The organism is Priestia sp. JSM ZJ58 (genome assembly GCF_044383985.1).
GTDB classification, from domain to species: Bacteria; Bacillota; Bacilli; order Bacillales; family Bacillaceae_H; genus Priestia; species Priestia zanthoxyli.
In genome coordinates, this window is the sequence record NZ_JBISEM010000005.1 from 1 (window position 1) to 17,167 (window position 17,167).

Sequence of the window (17,167 nt, forward strand, 5' to 3'; positions counted from 1 at the left end):
AAACCATCTTTCAATCATCTCCCATGAAGGAGAAGATCCTATCCGGTATTAGCTTCGGTTTCCCGAAGTTATCCCAGTCTTACAGGCAGGTTGCCCACGTGTTACTCACCCGTCCGCCGCTAACGTCATAGAAGCAAGCTTCTAATCAGTTCGCTCGACTTGCATGTATTAGGCACGCCGCCAGCGTTCATCCTGAGCCAGGATCAAACTCTCCGAAGAAATGTTTGACTTGCTCATTTAAAAAATAAAAATTAACGTTGACGTTTGTCGCTTTGTTCAGTTTTCAAAGTTCAACCGCCGCTCTTAAGCGACTTTATTATCTTATCAAGTTACCGACGTAATGTCAACAACTTTTTGAAATTCTTTTTTCAGCTTCGTTGTTACTGTTATGTCTCAACGACGCTTTATAATAATAAAATATATCTTTATTAAAGTCAACAGTTTTTAACAAAAAAATTCGAAATCATTACTTTTTGATTCAGATAGCTGTTTTATCTAGATCATATCATCATATTATAGGCAAAAGCTAGGTTTAAACTTTTCCTTCTCTATTCTTGAACCCTTTACTTTTTTTAATTTCTTCATTATACGAAGAAATTAAAAAAGAGCTGTCCATTAGACAGCCCCTTCTTATTTCCCTTTAAAACTAGGTCTTCTCTTCTCAGCAAATGCTTGAAGCGCCTCTAGACGATCTTCTGTCGGAATCGTTAACTCATATGCTTTTCGTTCAATTTGCAAGCCAGTCTGCAAATCGGCCTTCATTCCTTCTTTGATAGCAAATTTTGCTTGCTGAAGTGCAATTGGCCCATTTTTTAATAAAAGCGAGATAAAAATATCTATTGTTTCTTCTATTTGATATCCAGGAGCTACCTTCGTTACTAGACCACATTCTTTTGCTTCTGATGCCGTGAGGCGCTGAGCTGTTAAAATTAGTTCCATTGCTTTTGCTTCACCAACTAGGCGAGGGAGACGCTGTGTTCCTCCTGCGCCTGGTATAATCGCTAAGCTTGTTTCCGTTAAACCCATAAGCGCTTCTGTTGAAGCAATCCGGAAATCACATGCTAAAGCCAGCTCCATTCCTCCTCCAAATGCATATCCGTTGATGATTGCTATCGTTGGCTGAGGAAGCTGCTCTATCTTAGAAAACACTTCTCCTATTTTGTAAATATTGCGCTTTACCTCTTGATCAGAGAGGGTTTTACGTTCTTTTAAATCCGCACCTACACTAAAAGATTTTTCACCTGTCCCTTTAAACGTCACAACTCGAATATCTTTTTGAATACGAATTCCTTCAATTGCTTCTTCCAATTCTTTAAGCATATCGTAATTAAAAGCATTCATCGCTTCCGGACGGTTCAGTATCACATGGGCGACGTGTCCCTTTATTTCATAAGAAATAGATGACATTTTTTACCACCTCCAAATTGGAATCGCTTTCATTTTATCGCTCCTGAGATACCTGCTGCTTCAGTGCACGCCTTAAAATTTTTCCCGTTGTATTTTTAGGAAGTTCTTTTAAAAATTCAATTTCACTTGGCACTTTATATTTAGCAAGGTGCTCTTTGCAGTAGGCAATAAGCTTCTCTTCCGTTATCTCTTGATTATTGCAAACCACGTAACACTTCACACATTCACCTAAAGAAGGATCAGGAACTCCGATAACAGCCACTTCTACAATATCCCGATGCGCATATAGCACTTCTTCTACTTCGCGAGGATAAACATTATATCCTCCTACAATAATTAAATCTTTTTTACGGTCAACGATATAAAAATAACCTTCCTTATCCATTCTTGCTAAGTCACCTGTATACAGCCAACCATCTCGGAGAGCATATTCCGTATCTTCAGGAAGCTTATAATACCCTTTCATCACATTAGGGCCTTTGACGATAAGTTCGCCAACTTGTCCTACTTCTACTTCTTTTCCTAGTTCGTTTACCACTTTATTTTCAACATTCATAATAGATGTGCCTATAGAACCTGCTTTTCTCTCTCTATCAATCGGATTGAAACACGTCACAGGAGAAGCCTCAGATAATCCATAGCCTTCTGCTACCATGACCCCAAACTTACGTTCAAAATGGGTTAGAAGTGCCACCGGCATTGATGCCCCGCCTGATATACAAAGCCTTACCGTGTGAAAGTGCTCTTTTTTCCCTTTGTCATGCTGAAGTAAAAAATTATACATTGTCGGAACGCCAGCAAAAATAGTCGCTTGTCGATTTTGAATTAATTCAAATATAGAAGATGGACTGAATTTTGGTTCAATTAATATCGTTCCTCCATTCATTAAAGGCGCATTCAATGAAACAGTTAAACAAAATACGTGAAACATCGGCAAAGCAGCTACGACTCGGTCATTCCCATTTATACTTAAATAATCTGCTACGTCTTGAGCGTTTGAATAAATATTCTTATGCGTAAGCATAGCTCCTTTTGGTTTTCCAGTCGTTCCTGACGTATACAGAATGATGGCCACATCTTCTTCTTTTAACTCGAGAAAATCATATGTAGCTTCCCCTCTGTTTACAACTTGCGAAAACGTGTGAAAATAAGAAGGTATACTTTCCACTGTATCTGTCGTTTCACATAAGATAACGTGTTCCAAAAATGGAGTGTGTCCAATGATTTTTTTTAAAACAGGGAGAAGTAAATCAACCGCAATAACTGCTTTTACATCTCCATCCTGAAGCATGTAGCTAATTTCATCCGCTGTGTAAATAGGATTAATGGGTATAACAGTAGCTCCTACTCGAAGAGCACCGTACAATCCAATAACAAAATGAGGCGAGTTGCCGACAATTAAAGCGATATGATCTCCTTTTTTTACACCTAATTGCTTCAGACCATTAGCAAACTTAGATACCGATGCATCAAGATCTGCATAAGATGTTTCCTGATCCATAAAAACATATGCCGATTTTTGCGGAAATTGCTCAGCTGTTTTATGAAGCTGTGCTGACAAATTCATCTCATAACTTCCTCCTTTTAATAACGAATGAATGAACAACCATTCATTATTAAGTCATAATAATGGAAAAATTCTTACTTCTTCTATTCTATTATAATGTTACTGCTGTTCTATTGACAAGACTCATCTGTTTAAAAAGAAAAAAAGCCTGATGTGGCAGACTTTTTTCTTAATAGATTAATTCAACAAACTCTTCTTTTGTAATATTACCAAAATAATGTGGAATATTGATGTCCTCCAAGGCTTGTTCAATAGAAGCTTTTTCATAACGAACACCTGTTAATTTTTCCTGTACTTCCTGGACATCTCCCACTCCAAAGAAATCTCCATAGATGGTGCAAGCATCGATTTTCCCTTTATTCACTTCCAAACGAACGTCAATTTGTCCCACAGGAAAGCGGTGAGAGTGCTGTAAGTTAAATTTAGGTGATTTTCCATAGTTCCAATCCCATGACTGATAGCGCTCTTTAGAAATTTGATGAATCGTTTCCCAATCTTTTTCCGTTAGTTTATATTCTGTTATATTTTCTTCTCCCTCAAAGATATACCGAAGCAGCATTTCTCTAAATTCTTCCACCGTTACTTTCTGTTCTAAAAATTCACTGATATTCGCTACTCTATTTCGAATAGACTTAATGCCTTTGGATTCAATTTTATCTTTTTTTACTTTTAACGCTGATACCACGTTTTCAATCTCTGAATCAAAAAGAAGAGTTCCATGGCTGAACATCCTTCCTTTCGTCGAAAACTGAGCATTTCCAGAAATTTTACGTCCTTCCGCCATTAAATCATTTCGTCCGCTTAACTCAGCATTGACTCCTAATTTCTTTAACGCTTCCACGACTGGCTCGGTAAACTTTTTAAAATTATGAAAGCTATTTCCATCGTCTTTCGTAATAAAGCTGAAGTTTAAATTTCCTTTATCATGATAAACGGCACCGCCTCCAGATAGACGTCTCACTACATGAATATGCTGATCTTCAACATATTTTGTATTAATCTCCTCAATGGTGTTCTGGTTTTTTCCAATAATAATAGAAGGTTCATTAATATAAAACAGCAGATATGTCTCATTAATATCTAGATGCTTGAGCGCATATTCTTCAATTGCTAAGTTAATTCGGGGATCATAATTTTTTTGATTATCAATAAATAACATTCATTTTCCTCCTTGTTATTCCCATACGTATCCTGATTCAGCTAACGTAAGCGTACCTCCATAACGAGCAGCAGCTTCCTCTACTAGCTGTTGGTGTTCTCCGTAGTGTGGAAGGTGAGTAAGCATGAGTTGTTTGACACTTGCTTTAGAAGCAAGTGTACCGGCTTCTGTACTCGTCATGTGTCCAGCACCGCTTCCATCTTGGCTAGCATAAAAATTACATTCACAAATAAGAAGATCTGCATTTTCGGAGAAAGAAACAAATTCTTCTAAATAGCTCGAGTCCGCTGTGTACACGACGGTTTGATTGCCAGCACTTATTCTCATGGCATAACAAACGACTGGATGTTTCGTTTTCATAAATTCGATTGTAAAAGGCCCAACGTCAAGTTTTTGACTCGGATCGTACTCTACTCCTTTGGTAATTCCTTTATGAGTAAGTTTGTTGAAGCTTTCCTGATCATATGTATGTCCGTAAATAGAAAGTTCCTTAACAGCGTTCCCTAGATGAGTCTGAATGAGGCGAGCATATTGAAATACTCCGACATCAGCCACGTGGTCATGATGATAATGAGATAAAATCATCGCATCTATTTCTTCTGGTTTTGCATATTTTTGCAGCTGAGCCAATGCACCGCTTCCACAATCAACAAGCAGCTGAAATCCATCGTGCTCAACTAAATAGCTAGAAGTAGCTTCTGAAACAGCAGGATATCCTCCCCAAAAACCAATAACAGTTACTTTCATTTCAATCACCCTTTCGTACTATTTTTATTACGTTCAGTATACCCTACTTTTTTTTGAAAACTAACTGAAAGATACTCGTTTTGCCTATTTTATCGAAATAACTCATTGTTATATAACAAATAACCACTTAGAATAGCAAAATAGGCTAGATTGTTATAAAACATAATTGACATTTCACCATCTGTTATAATACAATGTTAGTAACAAAAACAACGGAGGGGATTTAAATGTTAGAAAAAATGACTGAATTTTTCAAAAGATTACCCAATAAAAAGTGCGTAGAATGCGGAAACGACATCGAGGAACAGCATGAGTGCTACGGAAACAAATGCGATCACTGCCTAGATATCATGAAATAAAAAAAGTTGAAACTGTTTTATAACAGTTTCAACTTTTTTTTATACGGTCAAACTGCGATACTCGTTTGGCGTAATGCCTTCTACTTTTTTAAACACTTTTCGAAAGTATTTATCATCATGATATCCTATCATATTCGCAATTTCATAGATTTTTAGTTCTTCATTTAGTAAAAGTGATTTGGCTTTATTCATTCTGACTTTCACCATATAATCTGAAATATTTTCTTGAAATTCTTGCTTAAACTTTCTCGAAATGTATTCACGGCTTAAATAGAAACGTTCCGATATTTCTTGAAGCTTCACATCTCGATGAAAATTTTGCTGCAAATATTGTTCGATCTCATAAATAACGTCGCGATTGTTTTGCTTGCTATACCTTTTTACTACTTTTAAAAAGCGCTTTACTTCACGCTTCTTTCTCTCTACATACTTTGCTAGCTGAAACTGCCCATCTTGGTTATAGAAAAAAGAAAGAACATATTCAGGACCGTTATTTATCGTATAAGGAATGTGATATCTTTTTAACCAATGCTGGCTTAACAGCTGATATTCCTGCTCAAAATGCAGAATTTGCTTTAATGATAGATAATTTTGTGCTTCAAAAGCTGTGATAATTTCGTTGAATACCGGCAAAAAGGCTTCAAACCTCCCTACTTGCAGCGCTTCTTCAATTTTACTGTTATAATCCATCATATTTATTAATAAAGCACTTGCTAAAACGTCTTGCTCGCCGTAGACCTTCACTTTATTTTGATCAAGAACATTGCTTAATAAAAGCGAATTTTTCGCATGTTCATAGGATTTCATTAGCTGATCAATAGAAGAGACTTTGCATCCTCTTGCAATCCGACAGCTCACCTCTAACGTACGGCGAATTGCTGTATGTAAAGTCGTCAGCAAAGAGGTGATGCGTTCAAAATCATTCCAAAATATAATGATAATTTCCCACTTATTTGATAAGTAACGGAAGGCTACCCCATTTTCTCCTGCCATCAGCATTTCATTGATTACATTTAAAATTGAAAAATAGGCTAAATCCCGATCACCTCCAAAAGAACGAATAATGGATTCATCTACACGTACAATCCCCACTTCATATTCTCTAGTCAGATGGAAACCAAACTCTTCATAGATTGATTGATTTAGCAAATAATTGTTCATTAACTGCGTCAGTTTTCGATCTCGATAAATCGGCTTCATTTCATTGATTAAACGATAGCTGCTATTATGGACTTTTCTGGACTCTTCTTCTTTCTTCCATTGAGTTACAGCTCGTACAAGCGTATCGTTTAAAATCGAAGGATCCACTGGCTTTAGAATATAATCCGTACTTCCAAAATGAATAGCTTTACGCATATAGTGGTAGTCATCATACCCTGTTACCACAATCGTTTTGCTAGAAGGTGAATTCTCTTTAATCCACTCCAACAAAGCAATTCCATCGATATTAGGCATCTTCATATCAGTAAAAATGATTTCAGGTCCGTGATCCTCAATAAGCGCAATCGCTTGCTCACCGCTATCAGCTTCTATCACATCTGTAATTTCATGCTCTTCCCACTGTCCAAGCAGCTTTATTCCTTCTCTTACATGCTCTTCATCATCCACGATTAATACTTTCATCACTATCCCTCTTTTCTTCAATTGTTGTTAGCTTTATGACAACGGTAAAATCGTGATTTTCTTGACTGCTAATTTGCATTGAAGCATGATCTCCATAGTAGATGCGAAGTCGTTCATAAATATTTTGCAACCCAATATGCTCATCTGTTTGATTATACGATTGCTGAAGTCTCGCTTTTAATTGATTCAACTCTTTCTCTCCTATCCCTTTTCCGTTATCAGAAACAGTTAGAATCAGTTCTTCTCCGTTTAACTTCGCTGAAATCAACAGCTTTCCGCTTCCTGTGCGGGTTTCGAATCCATGCTTAAAAGAATTCTCAACAAGAGGCTGCAAGATCATTTTCGGTATTCGCATAAGCTCTGCCTCTTTTTCGATATTTAACTCATACTCAAACTTTGAACCAAACCGCTGCTTCTGCAGACTCAAGAAAGCTTTTACGTGATCGACTTCTTGCTTTAAGCTAACGATATCCTCTTTCATATTCATGCTGTAACGCATAATGTGAGAAAGTGAGGTTAATAAAGAATATACTTCAACTGCTTTATGCTTAAGGGCAAGAGTTCCAATCGATTGAAATGCGTTGTATAAAAAATGCGGATTAATTTGTGACTGCAGCACTTTTAGCTGCGTTGATTTATTTTCTAACTCCAATCGGAATTTACGTTCAATTAAGTCATTAATTGTTTCCACCATAGAGGTAAAGTGCCTTCCTAAAACACCAAATTCATCGTTTCCAAGCGATTTAAACCGGACTTCAAATGATCCTTTTTCCACTTCTTTCATATTGCGAATTAATACGTTAATCGGCTGTGTAAAACGGACCGATATAAAAAGCGTCGCGATAACGAGCATACACAAAAATGGCAGGCCAATTAATACATTCATAAGTGCTGTCTTTCTCGCATCTTCATATAAAACACTGTAAGGAATTCGCTTCACAATGTATAAGTCCTCAAAAGGCTGTTTAAGCTTTTCATACATTAATACGCCTGAGAAGCTTTTATCTTCCCATTCCATGCTGTGATCCTCTTGAGACGTAAGCGCCTTTAGCCACGGGTAGTTTTCGTTTTTTCCAATAACCTTTGAATCCGAAGAATACAAAACCTTCCCTTTATTGTTCATTAAATAAAAATCTTCTGACTCTTCATTATATAAGCGCTGCGATATAGATTGAATTTGTGTCATGTTAATGTCTAAAGATAGATAAGCTAACAACTTGTCTGATGGAATTTCATCAATCCGCTGATGAAAGCTAATAACTTGATTCGGCAGTGAGTCAATTAATGTTGATAAATTATTGTAGCTATAAATTTCATGGGTAGGCTCAATGGCAAGAAATTTATGATGTTTATTTAAATAAGAATAGTAAGGCTGGGTGTAAATATCATCGTACTTCCCTCTGCTGCTCACTTTCGAATTATAAGCTGTATACGAGTCATGCCCGTTCTCAATATAAAGATGGAGCTGTTCAATCTCTGGACGAGTATTATATAAATAAAGAAGAGTGCGTGATATTTCTAGTTGATTGGCTCCTAAGTCACTTGATACGCCTTCATCTAACACTTTAATAAATGGGTGGTAGCCGTACAGCCTTTTTGTAATATTAGCAATTTCATTTAAGTAATCACTCAAATCATTGCTTCCATTTTTAATAACTTGATAGTTGGTAGAAATAAATCGATTCTTAACCGTTTCTTTTGTGTATTGATACGTAAAAATCGTTGAAATTAAAAAGGGAATAACGGTTGCGAATAAGAAAAACAAAATTAATTTCTTGCGTATGCTCCAGCCTTTCACAACTAACCTCCTTTGACTAATGTCATACATTATGACTATTATTATACATTAAAAGCGCTTTCAATTAACTATTATTTTTTCATAACTATGAATCTAACCAGCTATTTTTTCACACCAAAAAGTCCGCGTTTTCCACGCGGACTTTTTGGTTATTTTTTCATTTTTGCCCAAATTGTATCTAATTTCTTCATAAACTCTTCTTCCGTCATTTGTTTGCCTGCGTAAGACTGCATTGCTGCGCCTACTTCTTGAACCGTTCCTTCTGGATACTTAAACCAGTTCCAAGATAATGTTTTGCCTTCTTCAGAGTATTTTAAGATATCATCAGATAAAGAATCGATTCCTTTTCCATCGATGTTTTTGAACGCTGGAATGAACTTGAACTTTTCAACTAAGAATTTTTGACCTTCTTTAGAAGAAACCATCCAATTTAAGAATTCCTTCGCTGCTTTTTTATCTGCATCTGGTGCATTTTTGTTCACTACCCAGTTATTTGGAACTCCGATTGCTAATTTATCATTTTTCTTCGCATCGTTGCTGATCGGCATTGGTATAAAGCCCATTTTCATGTCCGGATTGATTTTCGTGATCATATTTACCGTCCAGTTACCTTGTTGCATCATCGCTGTTTCACCAGAAGCAAATTGAGTAACTTGTGTATTGTAATCTGTCGTTAATGGATTTTTATTTCCATACTTTAACGTTAAATCGAACAGATTCATAAATTGCTTAAACGTTTCATTGCCTTCAAATTTTGCTTTTCCTTCGTTTAGACCTTTAATAAACGCATCTGGATCATCTTGCTGCGCCATTGGAATATTAAATAAGTGGTTACCTAGCACCCACCACTCGCCGTATCCGTTAGAAAATGGCGTAATGCCTTTTGCTTTAAGCTTTTTAGAAGCTGCTTCTAATTCCGACAGCGTCTTAGGCAATTCTTTAATGCCTGCTTTTTCAAATAAATCTTTATTATAAATAAAACCATAACCTTCTAAGTTTAGCGGCTGACCATAGATTTTCCCGTCCATTGTCATCGGTTCTTTAGCGATATCATACAGATTATCTACCCACGGCTGATCAGACAAATCTTCTAATTTATCCTTCCACGTTTGCGCTTCTTGGAACCCTCCATTATTAAAGATATCAGGTTCATTTCCAGAGGCAAACTGTGCTTTTAATGCTGCACCATAGTCCGCTCCTCCGCCGACTGTTTGGATGTTAAACTTTACGTTTGGATGTTCTTTTGTATATTCATCCGTTAATTCTTTCAGCTGATCTGCAATTTCCACTTTGAACTGGAACATATCAATAACAACTTGATCACCTGAGCCTGTTGATTTACTTGCTTTTGAATCCGTACCTGAGTTTGAACATGCTGTCGCAAATAAAAGTGATGTTGCTAACACGCCAGACATTATTGAAAGCCTTTTCATTTTCATTCGTTTTGCCCCCCTTGATATCTATCTCTCTTTATTTTACCGATTCTAGGACATTTGAACAGGTAACAATATTGAACAACCGAGTGGAAAATATTGAACACCCCCCTTCAGCACCCTTCGACAGGTCTCTCTTCTTTCGCAAAAATTTCTATAAAATTTTTATCTGTTTTATTCCACCTAATAACATTTATAGACAAAATTATGTTAATATGTAGAGTGATAGATTCATAAGAAAATTTATGAATTTTTTTAACTTGTATAAACAAAGTGAAGGGGTTTACATGAAAACTAAAAAGCGCAAAAAAACACATGTCTCATTTCGAATTAACTGGCTGTTTATTGTGGTTTTCCTGCTTTTTTCTGCACTCATTTTACGATTAGGCTTCGTACAGATTGTGTACGGAGAGAACTATAAACGAGAAGTTGAAAAAACAGAAGATGAAACGGTAGATTCACCGGTTCCTCGCGGAAAGATGCTAGACCGCTATGACCGCGTTATCGTGGATAATAAACCGTTGAACGCTGTCACGTACACGCGTTTGAAGGGCGTCACTCAAGAAGACAAGCTAAAAGTAGCTAAAAAGCTTGCCACTCTTATTGATGTTCCTGTTACAACAGACGTGTTTGGCAAATCGGATAAAAAGAAAGATAAAAATACGATTAAGCTAACAGAACGCGACTTAAAAGATTATTGGATTGCAACTCATCCAAAAGCAGCAGCGAAAAAAATTACCGCAGCAGATAAGCAAAAAGTAAAAGAAGAAAAAATTTCTGAAGATGATTTGTATCCTCTTCAGCTGAAGCGCATCACTAAAAATGAACTTTTATCGGTGAAAGACGACCTTGAAGTGATTGCCATTAAAAGCAAGATGGAAGGCGGGTATGCGTTAACTGCTCAAATTATTAAAAGCGGCTTAACTGATAAAGAGCTTGCCGTTATTAGTGAGCAGCTGAGTGACTTGCCTGGCGTCGATACGACAACTTACTGGGACCGTATGTATACATACGATGACTTACTTAGCACGCTGCTTGGTAAAATCACATCGGCAGACGAAGGGTTACCAAGCGAAAACTTACAGTACTACTTGTCCCACGGCTACAGCCGAAATGACCGAGTAGGAAAAAGTTATTTAGAAAAGCAGTACGAAGACGTTCTTCGTGGTCAAAAAGCGCGCATACAAAACGTAACCGATCGCTCCGGCAACTTAGTGAGTCAAGAGACCGTTACTGAAGGTCAGCGCGGCAGTGACTTAATTTTAACGATTGATATGGAACTGCAAAAACAAGTCGAAGATGTTTTAACGAAAGCTGTACTTGAAGGCTCTGCGAGGAACCGCTTAATGGACCGAGCGTTTGCTATTATGATGGACCCACATACGGGAGACATTTTAGCAATGGGAGGAAAACAGCTTGTTACTGACAAACAAACAGGAGCACGCAAAGTTCAAGACTTCGCGCTTGGAAATCTTACAACTTCTTATGAAGTAGGTTCCGCGGTTAAAGGAGCGACCGTTCTAGCCGGACTTGACTCAGGTGCAATTCAGCCTGGTACTGTTTTTTATGACGCACCAATGAAGTTTGCTGGTACTAAACCGAAGAAATCTTCTCACAATATGGGAGCTACAGGTATCGAAAAAGCTCTCGAGCAATCTTCTAACGTTTTTATGTATAGAACAATTCTAAACATGGCTGGTGAAACTTATCGACCTGGCGGATCATTGCATATCTCGCCTTCTATTTTTAATAAAATGCGTTCATACTACAGTCAGTTTGGCCTTGGAATTCCAACGGGAATTGATTTAGAAAACGAATCAACCGGTATTCGTAACACCGTGACAAACGAACCTGGTAAAGCTCTCGACTTTGCAATTGGTCAATACGATACGTATACACCGCTTCAGCTTGTTCAATACATTTCAACAATTGCCAATGGTGGATACAGAATGAAACCTCACCTTGTGAAAGAAATTCGTGAGCCTGAACTTGACAGTGAGCTAAAAGGAAGTATACAAAGTTCCGTGGAACCACAAGTATTAAACCGTATTACAATGAATCAGTCGCAAATTGACATTGTAAAACGTGGTTTTCGTCGTGTTGTTACTGCTCAAGGTGGTACTGGACACGCCTTGTATACAAATCCAAAATACAGAAAATATAATATAGCAGGCAAGTCAGGAACAGCTGAAACCTATAATCAAGGCGTAAGCGTACGTAACTCCACTTTTGTCTCTTATGCACCTTATGACAATCCTGAAGTAGCTGTAGCAGTTGTTATTCCTTCTGCGTATGTTGCTGGAGCGAATTCTGGCGGACAAAGTAAAACTATTACAGGTGATGTTATTGATGCCTACTTCAAACTTAAAAAGCAAGGAAATACAGAAGTAGAGCAAAAAGAAGAAGATGCAAAAACAGGAAATACAGAATTAAACGGCGTAAAAAAAGATGATAATGAACAATAAAAAAAGGTCTCGTCATGAGACCTTTTTTGTTTTTTCTATGAAAAAAGCCCATCTCACTGAGACAGACCGCGTAAAAAGTATAGTTCAATTAATTCAGCAATTTTTTCTTCTGAAAGCGGCTCATGCCGTTTTTCCCAATCATAGACGAGTGCAATGTACATTTTAAATAGTAAAAAAGCTGTGAGCTCCGGGTTGCACGGTTTGATTTCTTTTTTAGAAATCGCAATTTCGATTTTGTTTTTTATATAAGTCAAAATCTCTTCTTCTACTCGCACCAGCACTTCTTGCACTGCTGTAGTGCCTAACTGCTGTTCCTGTACCAGCTTCAGCATGAGCTGATGCTCCGTGCGGAACTCTAAGATTCGAAAAATAGCTGCTTGGGCATTTTCAAAAAAAGGACGGCTGCTGTCAATGACAGTTTCAGCTGCATCTGTCATTTCTCGAATCATTCGTGTAACAATTTCATCGAATAACTCTTCTTTGTTTTTAAAAAAAGTATAAATCGTTCCTTTTCCGACATTTGCAAGCTTCGCCACTTGCTCCATAGTCGTTGCTTTATATCCAAACAGCGCAAATGATTTTGACGCTGCGTCAACAACTGATTGCTTTCGGTCTATAGCCACGTTATCCCCTTCTTTCTGACCAAATGAATATTTCAGTCAACAAGTACGGTTTTACTATAGCATAAGTTTCTTTTGCTTTTCAACCACAATCTCTTCTCTTAGCATAACCTTTCTCTTCAGGTAGTAGACAAAAAAGCGGAGCATTGATTCATCGCTCCACTTCTACAGCTGCTGCAGGTATTTAACCGCTTTTTTAGCCACATCTTCTCCTTGCTCTACACATTCTGGTATACCTAGACCCTCGTACGAGCTTCCTGCTACATAAAGGCCTGCCAGCTCTTTTTCGAGCTGCTCGTTCATTGTATCTAGCATATCATGATGCCCGACCGTGTACTGAGGCATTGACTGCTTCCATCTCGTTACGGCGTAAAATTCAGGCTCAGCAGAAATTGTGATGAGCTTCTTCAAATCGTCTAGGACAATTTTGAAAATTTCATCGTCAGGCTGATCCACAATAGCTTCGTCCCCGGTTCGTCCAACTAAACATCTCAGCAGCACTTTTCCTTCCGGAACTGCGTGGGGCCATTTTTTATTTAACCATGTGCACGCCGTAATCGTGTAATCGCTATTTCTTGAAACGGCAATGTTCATTGCATCTAGATTGTCTTGCAGCGCTTCTTTTGCAAAGGCTATCACAACAGTAGCTACTGAAGTGGAAGGCATATGCTTCAACGGCTCGAATATTTTATATTCCGAAAGCATAGACTGAGCAGCTGCATGAGGAGAAGTTACAATAACGCTGTCTGCTTTTATGACTTTCCCGCTATTTAACGATAATTCATATGTGGTATCTTCTTTATAAATTTTCTCTACTTTTATTCCTTTTGTAATAATATCAGGATCTATTGCTTTTTCTACCCCATCTACTAGCGATTGCAGACCTTCTTTTAATGTTAAAAAGACGCTATTTTTTTTAAACTCCGAATCATCACCGTGCTGTGGGTGAATTTCTTTTAGCTTTTTCATTCCAACAATTAAGCTTCTGTACTTATGTTCAGCATGCAAAAACTGTGGAAATGTTGATCTTAAACTCAAACGATCGACGTCTCCTGCGTAAATTCCTGATAATAGAGGTTCAATTAAATTTTCAACAACTTCATCACCAAACCGTCTTCTAAAAAATACACCTAGCGAACGGTCATCCTGATTTTTTGTCTTTGGTATAAAAAAATCAGCTGCTGCGCGCAGCTTTCCAACAGGTGAAAATAGCCCCGTTGTGATAAAAGGGGATAACTTGGTTGGTATCCCCATTACAGCACCATCAGGCAGTGCATGCGGTGTATCTTTTACTAGAATATAGGATTTCCCCTTTTCATTTCCGACTAGCTCCCTGCCTAACCCTACTTCTTTTGCCAGTTTTGTAGCAGCTAGCTTACGCGCTAAAAATGAATCAGGACCTTTTTCAAATAAATAACCGTCTCGTTTGACCGTTTGAATTTTCCCGCCAAGCCGATGCGTCGCTTCTATTAGTTGAAGATCAATAGGCAGCTGATGATCCTTTATTTTTTTTTGCAAATAATAGGCAGCTGAAAGACCTGTTATTCCTCCACCGATGATGACAACCTTTTTTCGTCTATCCGTCATGTTATCATCGCCTTTTCTGTAAAATTCAATATAAAGAGAAGCGATTATGGAAACCCATAGCTCGCTTCTTACTTTTCTTTATATTGATTATAAGTTACTTTTCGTCCCTGTTCAACGTACAAAGAATCTATATTGACTTAACGGGCAATTCGTTTTAACACAACTGTAGCTAACCCATCGATAAATTCAGGCTGTGCATTCGGCATTTCAGGACGGTAATAATCAGCCCCAATTTCATCTGTTACCACTTTGCATTCGTAGTCGTTATCATAAAGTACTTCTAAGTGATCCGCGATAAATCCAACCGGGATATAGACGAACGACGTATAGCCTTTTTCTTCATGCAGTTCTCTTGTTAAATCTTGGACATCAGGACCTATCCATGGCTCAGGCGTATTTCCAGCACTTTGCCAGCCAATTTCGTAATGTTCAATACCAGCTGCTTGTGCAATTAAATCCGCTGTTTCTTGAAGCTGATTTGGATATGGATCTCCTGCTGCAATAATTTTTTCTGGCAAGCTATGCGCAGAAACAATCAATACGGCTTTTTGGCGTTTCTCTTCGTCTATTAAATCAAACGTTTGTTTAACACGTGTAGCCCAGTACTGAATGAACTTTGGCTCACTGTACCAGCTTTCTACGGAATGAATGATTGGTCCTCCTAATTTTTCAGCTGTTTCTTTGGCGCGTCCATTATAGGATTTTACGCTAAACGTTGAAAAGTGAGGTGCAAGCACAATGCTGACCGCTTCTTTAATTCCGTCTTTATGCATGGCTTCTACTGCATCTTCAACAAACGGTTCAATATGCTTTAAGCCAAGATACGCTTTAAATTCAATTTCATCCTGTACTTCATTCAAGCGCTTTTCTAGACTTTCCATTTGCTGCTGCGTAATTTTTGCAAGAGGTGAAATGCCCCCAATTGCTTCGTAGCGGTTTTGTAAATCTTCCAAGGCTTCCGGTGAAGGTTTACGTCCGCGGCGGATATGTGTATAGTAACGTTCAATATCTTCTTCTTTATATGGTGTTCCATATGCCATTACAAGTAATCCCATTACTTTTTTACTCATGTGTTCGACACCTCTTTGTTAGATTCAATACTTGTCTTCATTTTGCCATGAATAAAAAGAAAAATTCAAAGTTTAGCGCTCCAAATTATTTGACAATTTATTGTCTATTTGCAGAATATTCATGAATAAAAGTTGTTAAACGCTTCAACGTTTCCGGCTGAACCTGTGGAAAGACGCCGTGCCCCAAGTTGAAGATGTAACCAGGACTGGCCATCCCTTTATCTAATATTTCTGTTACACGTTCTTCAATAACTTCCCATGGAGCTAACAAAATAGCAGGATCTAAGTTTCCTTGCAGTGTTTTTGTTAAGCCTAGTGCACGTGCTTCATCCAGCTGTGTTCGCCAATCTAATCCCACTACATCCAGCGGCAGATCATGCCATTCTTTTGCCAAATGACTTGCTCCTACTCCAAACATAATGAGAGGTACATTTTTTTCGCGCAAAGAGGTAAAAATCCGCTCCATAACAGGCTTTATAAAATAACGATAATCCGCTACATTTAAGGCCCCCACCCATGAATCAAAGATTTGAATGGCTTTTGCTCCAGCGTCAATTTGCGCTTTTACATATGTAATCGTCATATCTGCTAACTTATCCATTAGCGCAAACCATGCTTTAGGTTCCGTGTACATAAATGCTTTTGTTTTATTATAGTTTTTTGAAGGTCCTCCTTCAATCATATAGCTTGCTACTGTGAAAGGAGCACCGGCAAAACCAATTAGAGGTACGTTTAACTGTTCTGTTGTTAACAGCTTAATCGTATCTAATACATACGGAACATCTTCTTCCGGGGTAATTTCTCCTAGCTTTTCTACATCGCTTAAAGATTGAATTGGATTAGAAATGACAGGACCAATTCCTGACTTGATTTCAACATCCACTCCAATTGAAGGAAGCGGTGACATTATATCTTTATATAAAATAGCTGCATCCACTCCGTACTGTTCAACGGGCAGGCGTGTTACGTATGCCCCAAGCTCCGGCTGATGAGTGATTTCAAATAGAGAGTACTTCTCTTTTAGCTTTCGGTATTCCGGCTGTGAACGCCCTGCTTGGCGCATATACCAAACCGGAACATGATCCGTTTTTTCCCCTCTACAGGCTTTTAAAAAAGTATCGTTAAACGTTCCTTGACTCATAATTTCCACCTTTCTCGATTGTCTTCCATCCGTATTTTCTTCGATTAGACAGACAATAATCAGCAAAGGAACATACCGGTTCCTCTACTGATTAAAGTTTCACGTTATATTCTCTACTTGTCACTATACCCATTTCTTTACGACTTGTATAGCCACCTGCTAAAAATGTCAAAAAATCGCCCTACTCTTCC

The 17,167-nt window shown here is 37.9% G+C and carries 13 protein-coding genes and 1 rRNA gene; 2 read left to right on the top strand and 12 right to left on the bottom strand.

Translation table 11 applies throughout. The features are described 5' to 3' along the window. The 5 genes from ACH6EI_RS24855 to ACH6EI_RS24875 all read right to left on the bottom strand — a co-directional run. Window positions 1-219, bottom strand: a 16S ribosomal RNA gene (locus ACH6EI_RS24855); the annotation flags it as partial. A gap of 411 nt (window positions 220-630) precedes the next feature. Next, window positions 631-1,407, bottom strand: coding sequence for an enoyl-CoA hydratase-related protein (locus ACH6EI_RS24860; protein ID WP_098112861.1), 777 nt, complete (start codon window positions 1,405-1,407; stop codon window positions 631-633). A 34-nt stretch (window positions 1,408-1,441) separates the two neighbouring features. Beyond that, on the bottom strand, window positions 1,442-2,974 hold the full coding sequence (locus ACH6EI_RS24865; protein ID WP_028412536.1) for a fatty acid--CoA ligase family protein: 1,533 nt from the start codon (window positions 2,972-2,974) through the stop codon (window positions 1,442-1,444). Between the two features lie 169 nt (window positions 2,975-3,143). Beyond that, window positions 3,144-4,133: a lipoate--protein ligase gene (gene lplA / locus ACH6EI_RS24870; RefSeq protein WP_098112859.1), complete on the bottom strand. Its 990-nt coding sequence runs from the start codon at window positions 4,131-4,133 to the stop codon at window positions 3,144-3,146. A 15-nt stretch (window positions 4,134-4,148) separates the two neighbouring features. Beyond that, window positions 4,149-4,880 carry an MBL fold metallo-hydrolase gene (locus ACH6EI_RS24875; RefSeq protein ID WP_028412538.1) on the bottom strand — a complete coding sequence of 244 codons (732 nt, stop codon included), beginning with the start codon at window positions 4,878-4,880 and terminating at the stop codon, window positions 4,149-4,151. A 227-nt stretch (window positions 4,881-5,107) separates the two neighbouring features. Between ACH6EI_RS24875 and yhfH the strand changes: the two genes are divergently transcribed. Continuing rightward, window positions 5,108-5,239 carry a protein YhfH gene (gene yhfH / locus ACH6EI_RS24880; protein ID WP_013055337.1) on the top strand — a complete coding sequence of 44 codons (132 nt, stop codon included), beginning with the start codon at window positions 5,108-5,110 and terminating at the stop codon, window positions 5,237-5,239. 39 nt (window positions 5,240-5,278) lie between these two features. On the opposite strand, the gene ACH6EI_RS24885 is transcribed toward yhfH, so the two are convergent. From ACH6EI_RS24885 to ACH6EI_RS24895, 3 genes are all read right to left on the bottom strand, one after another. After that, complete coding sequence (locus tag ACH6EI_RS24885) at window positions 5,279-6,862, bottom strand: response regulator (protein ID WP_098112858.1); 1,584 nt, start codon at window positions 6,860-6,862, stop codon at window positions 5,279-5,281. Then, window positions 6,840-8,660 carry a cache domain-containing sensor histidine kinase gene (locus ACH6EI_RS24890; protein WP_098112857.1) on the bottom strand — a complete coding sequence of 607 codons (1,821 nt, stop codon included), beginning with the start codon at window positions 8,658-8,660 and terminating at the stop codon, window positions 6,840-6,842. The genes ACH6EI_RS24885 and ACH6EI_RS24890 overlap by 23 nt, the downstream gene beginning before the upstream one ends. 149 nt (window positions 8,661-8,809) lie before the next feature. Continuing rightward, window positions 8,810-10,099 carry an ABC transporter substrate-binding protein gene (locus tag ACH6EI_RS24895; protein ID WP_013081692.1) on the bottom strand — a complete coding sequence of 430 codons (1,290 nt, stop codon included), beginning with the start codon at window positions 10,097-10,099 and terminating at the stop codon, window positions 8,810-8,812. Window positions 10,100-10,380: 281 nt separating this feature from the next. On the opposite strand from ACH6EI_RS24895, the gene ACH6EI_RS24900 reads away from it, so the two are divergent. After that, entirely contained in the window at window positions 10,381-12,558 is a 2,178-nt protein-coding gene (locus ACH6EI_RS24900; RefSeq protein WP_033580639.1) for a peptidoglycan D,D-transpeptidase FtsI family protein, read from the top strand. A 53-nt stretch (window positions 12,559-12,611) separates the two neighbouring features. Here the strand turns inward: ACH6EI_RS24900 and ACH6EI_RS24905 are convergent, their stop codons facing one another. The 4 genes from ACH6EI_RS24905 to hemE form a co-directional block, all read right to left on the bottom strand. Next, the gene (locus ACH6EI_RS24905) at window positions 12,612-13,181 is read right to left on the bottom strand and encodes a TetR/AcrR family transcriptional regulator (protein WP_028412542.1); all 570 of its coding nucleotides are present in this window, start codon (window positions 13,179-13,181) and stop codon (window positions 12,612-12,614) included. A 162-nt stretch (window positions 13,182-13,343) separates the two neighbouring features. Further along, window positions 13,344-14,765 carry a protoporphyrinogen oxidase gene (hemY, locus tag ACH6EI_RS24910; RefSeq protein WP_098999420.1) on the bottom strand — a complete coding sequence of 474 codons (1,422 nt, stop codon included), beginning with the start codon at window positions 14,763-14,765 and terminating at the stop codon, window positions 13,344-13,346. Between the two features lie 137 nt (window positions 14,766-14,902). Next, window positions 14,903-15,835 carry a ferrochelatase gene (hemH, locus tag ACH6EI_RS24915; protein ID WP_098999421.1) on the bottom strand — a complete coding sequence of 311 codons (933 nt, stop codon included), beginning with the start codon at window positions 15,833-15,835 and terminating at the stop codon, window positions 14,903-14,905. Window positions 15,836-15,932: 97 nt separating this feature from the next. Further along, entirely contained in the window at window positions 15,933-16,976 is a 1,044-nt protein-coding gene (hemE, locus tag ACH6EI_RS24920) for a uroporphyrinogen decarboxylase (protein WP_013055329.1), read from the bottom strand. Window positions 16,977-17,167 lie beyond the last annotated feature (191 nt).

Bases quoted from the DNA above. Each gene is read 5' to 3' on its own strand.
- ACH6EI_RS24860 (WP_098112861.1), bottom strand. From the start codon at position 1,407: ATGTCATCTATTTCTTATGAAATAAAGGGACACGTCGCCCATGTGATA.
- ACH6EI_RS24865 (WP_028412536.1), bottom strand. From the start codon at position 2,974: ATGAATTTGTCAGCACAGCTTCATAAAACAGCTGAGCAATTTCCGCAA.
- lplA (WP_098112859.1), bottom strand. From the start codon at position 4,133: ATGTTATTTATTGATAATCAAAAAAATTATGATCCCCGAATTAACTTA.
- ACH6EI_RS24875 (WP_028412538.1), bottom strand. From the start codon at position 4,880: ATGAAAGTAACTGTTATTGGTTTTTGGGGAGGATATCCTGCTGTTTCA.
- yhfH (WP_013055337.1), top strand. From the start codon at position 5,108: ATGTTAGAAAAAATGACTGAATTTTTCAAAAGATTACCCAATAAAAAG.
- ACH6EI_RS24885 (WP_098112858.1), bottom strand. From the start codon at position 6,862: ATGAAAGTATTAATCGTGGATGATGAAGAGCATGTAAGAGAAGGAATA.
- ACH6EI_RS24895 (WP_013081692.1), bottom strand. From the start codon at position 10,099: ATGAAAATGAAAAGGCTTTCAATAATGTCTGGCGTGTTAGCAACATCA.
- ACH6EI_RS24900 (WP_033580639.1), top strand. From the start codon at position 10,381: ATGAAAACTAAAAAGCGCAAAAAAACACATGTCTCATTTCGAATTAAC.
- hemY (WP_098999420.1), bottom strand. From the start codon at position 14,765: ATGACGGATAGACGAAAAAAGGTTGTCATCATCGGTGGAGGAATAACA.
- hemH (WP_098999421.1), bottom strand. From the start codon at position 15,835: ATGAGTAAAAAAGTAATGGGATTACTTGTAATGGCATATGGAACACCA.
- hemE (WP_013055329.1), bottom strand. From the start codon at position 16,976: ATGAGTCAAGGAACGTTTAACGATACTTTTTTAAAAGCCTGTAGAGGG.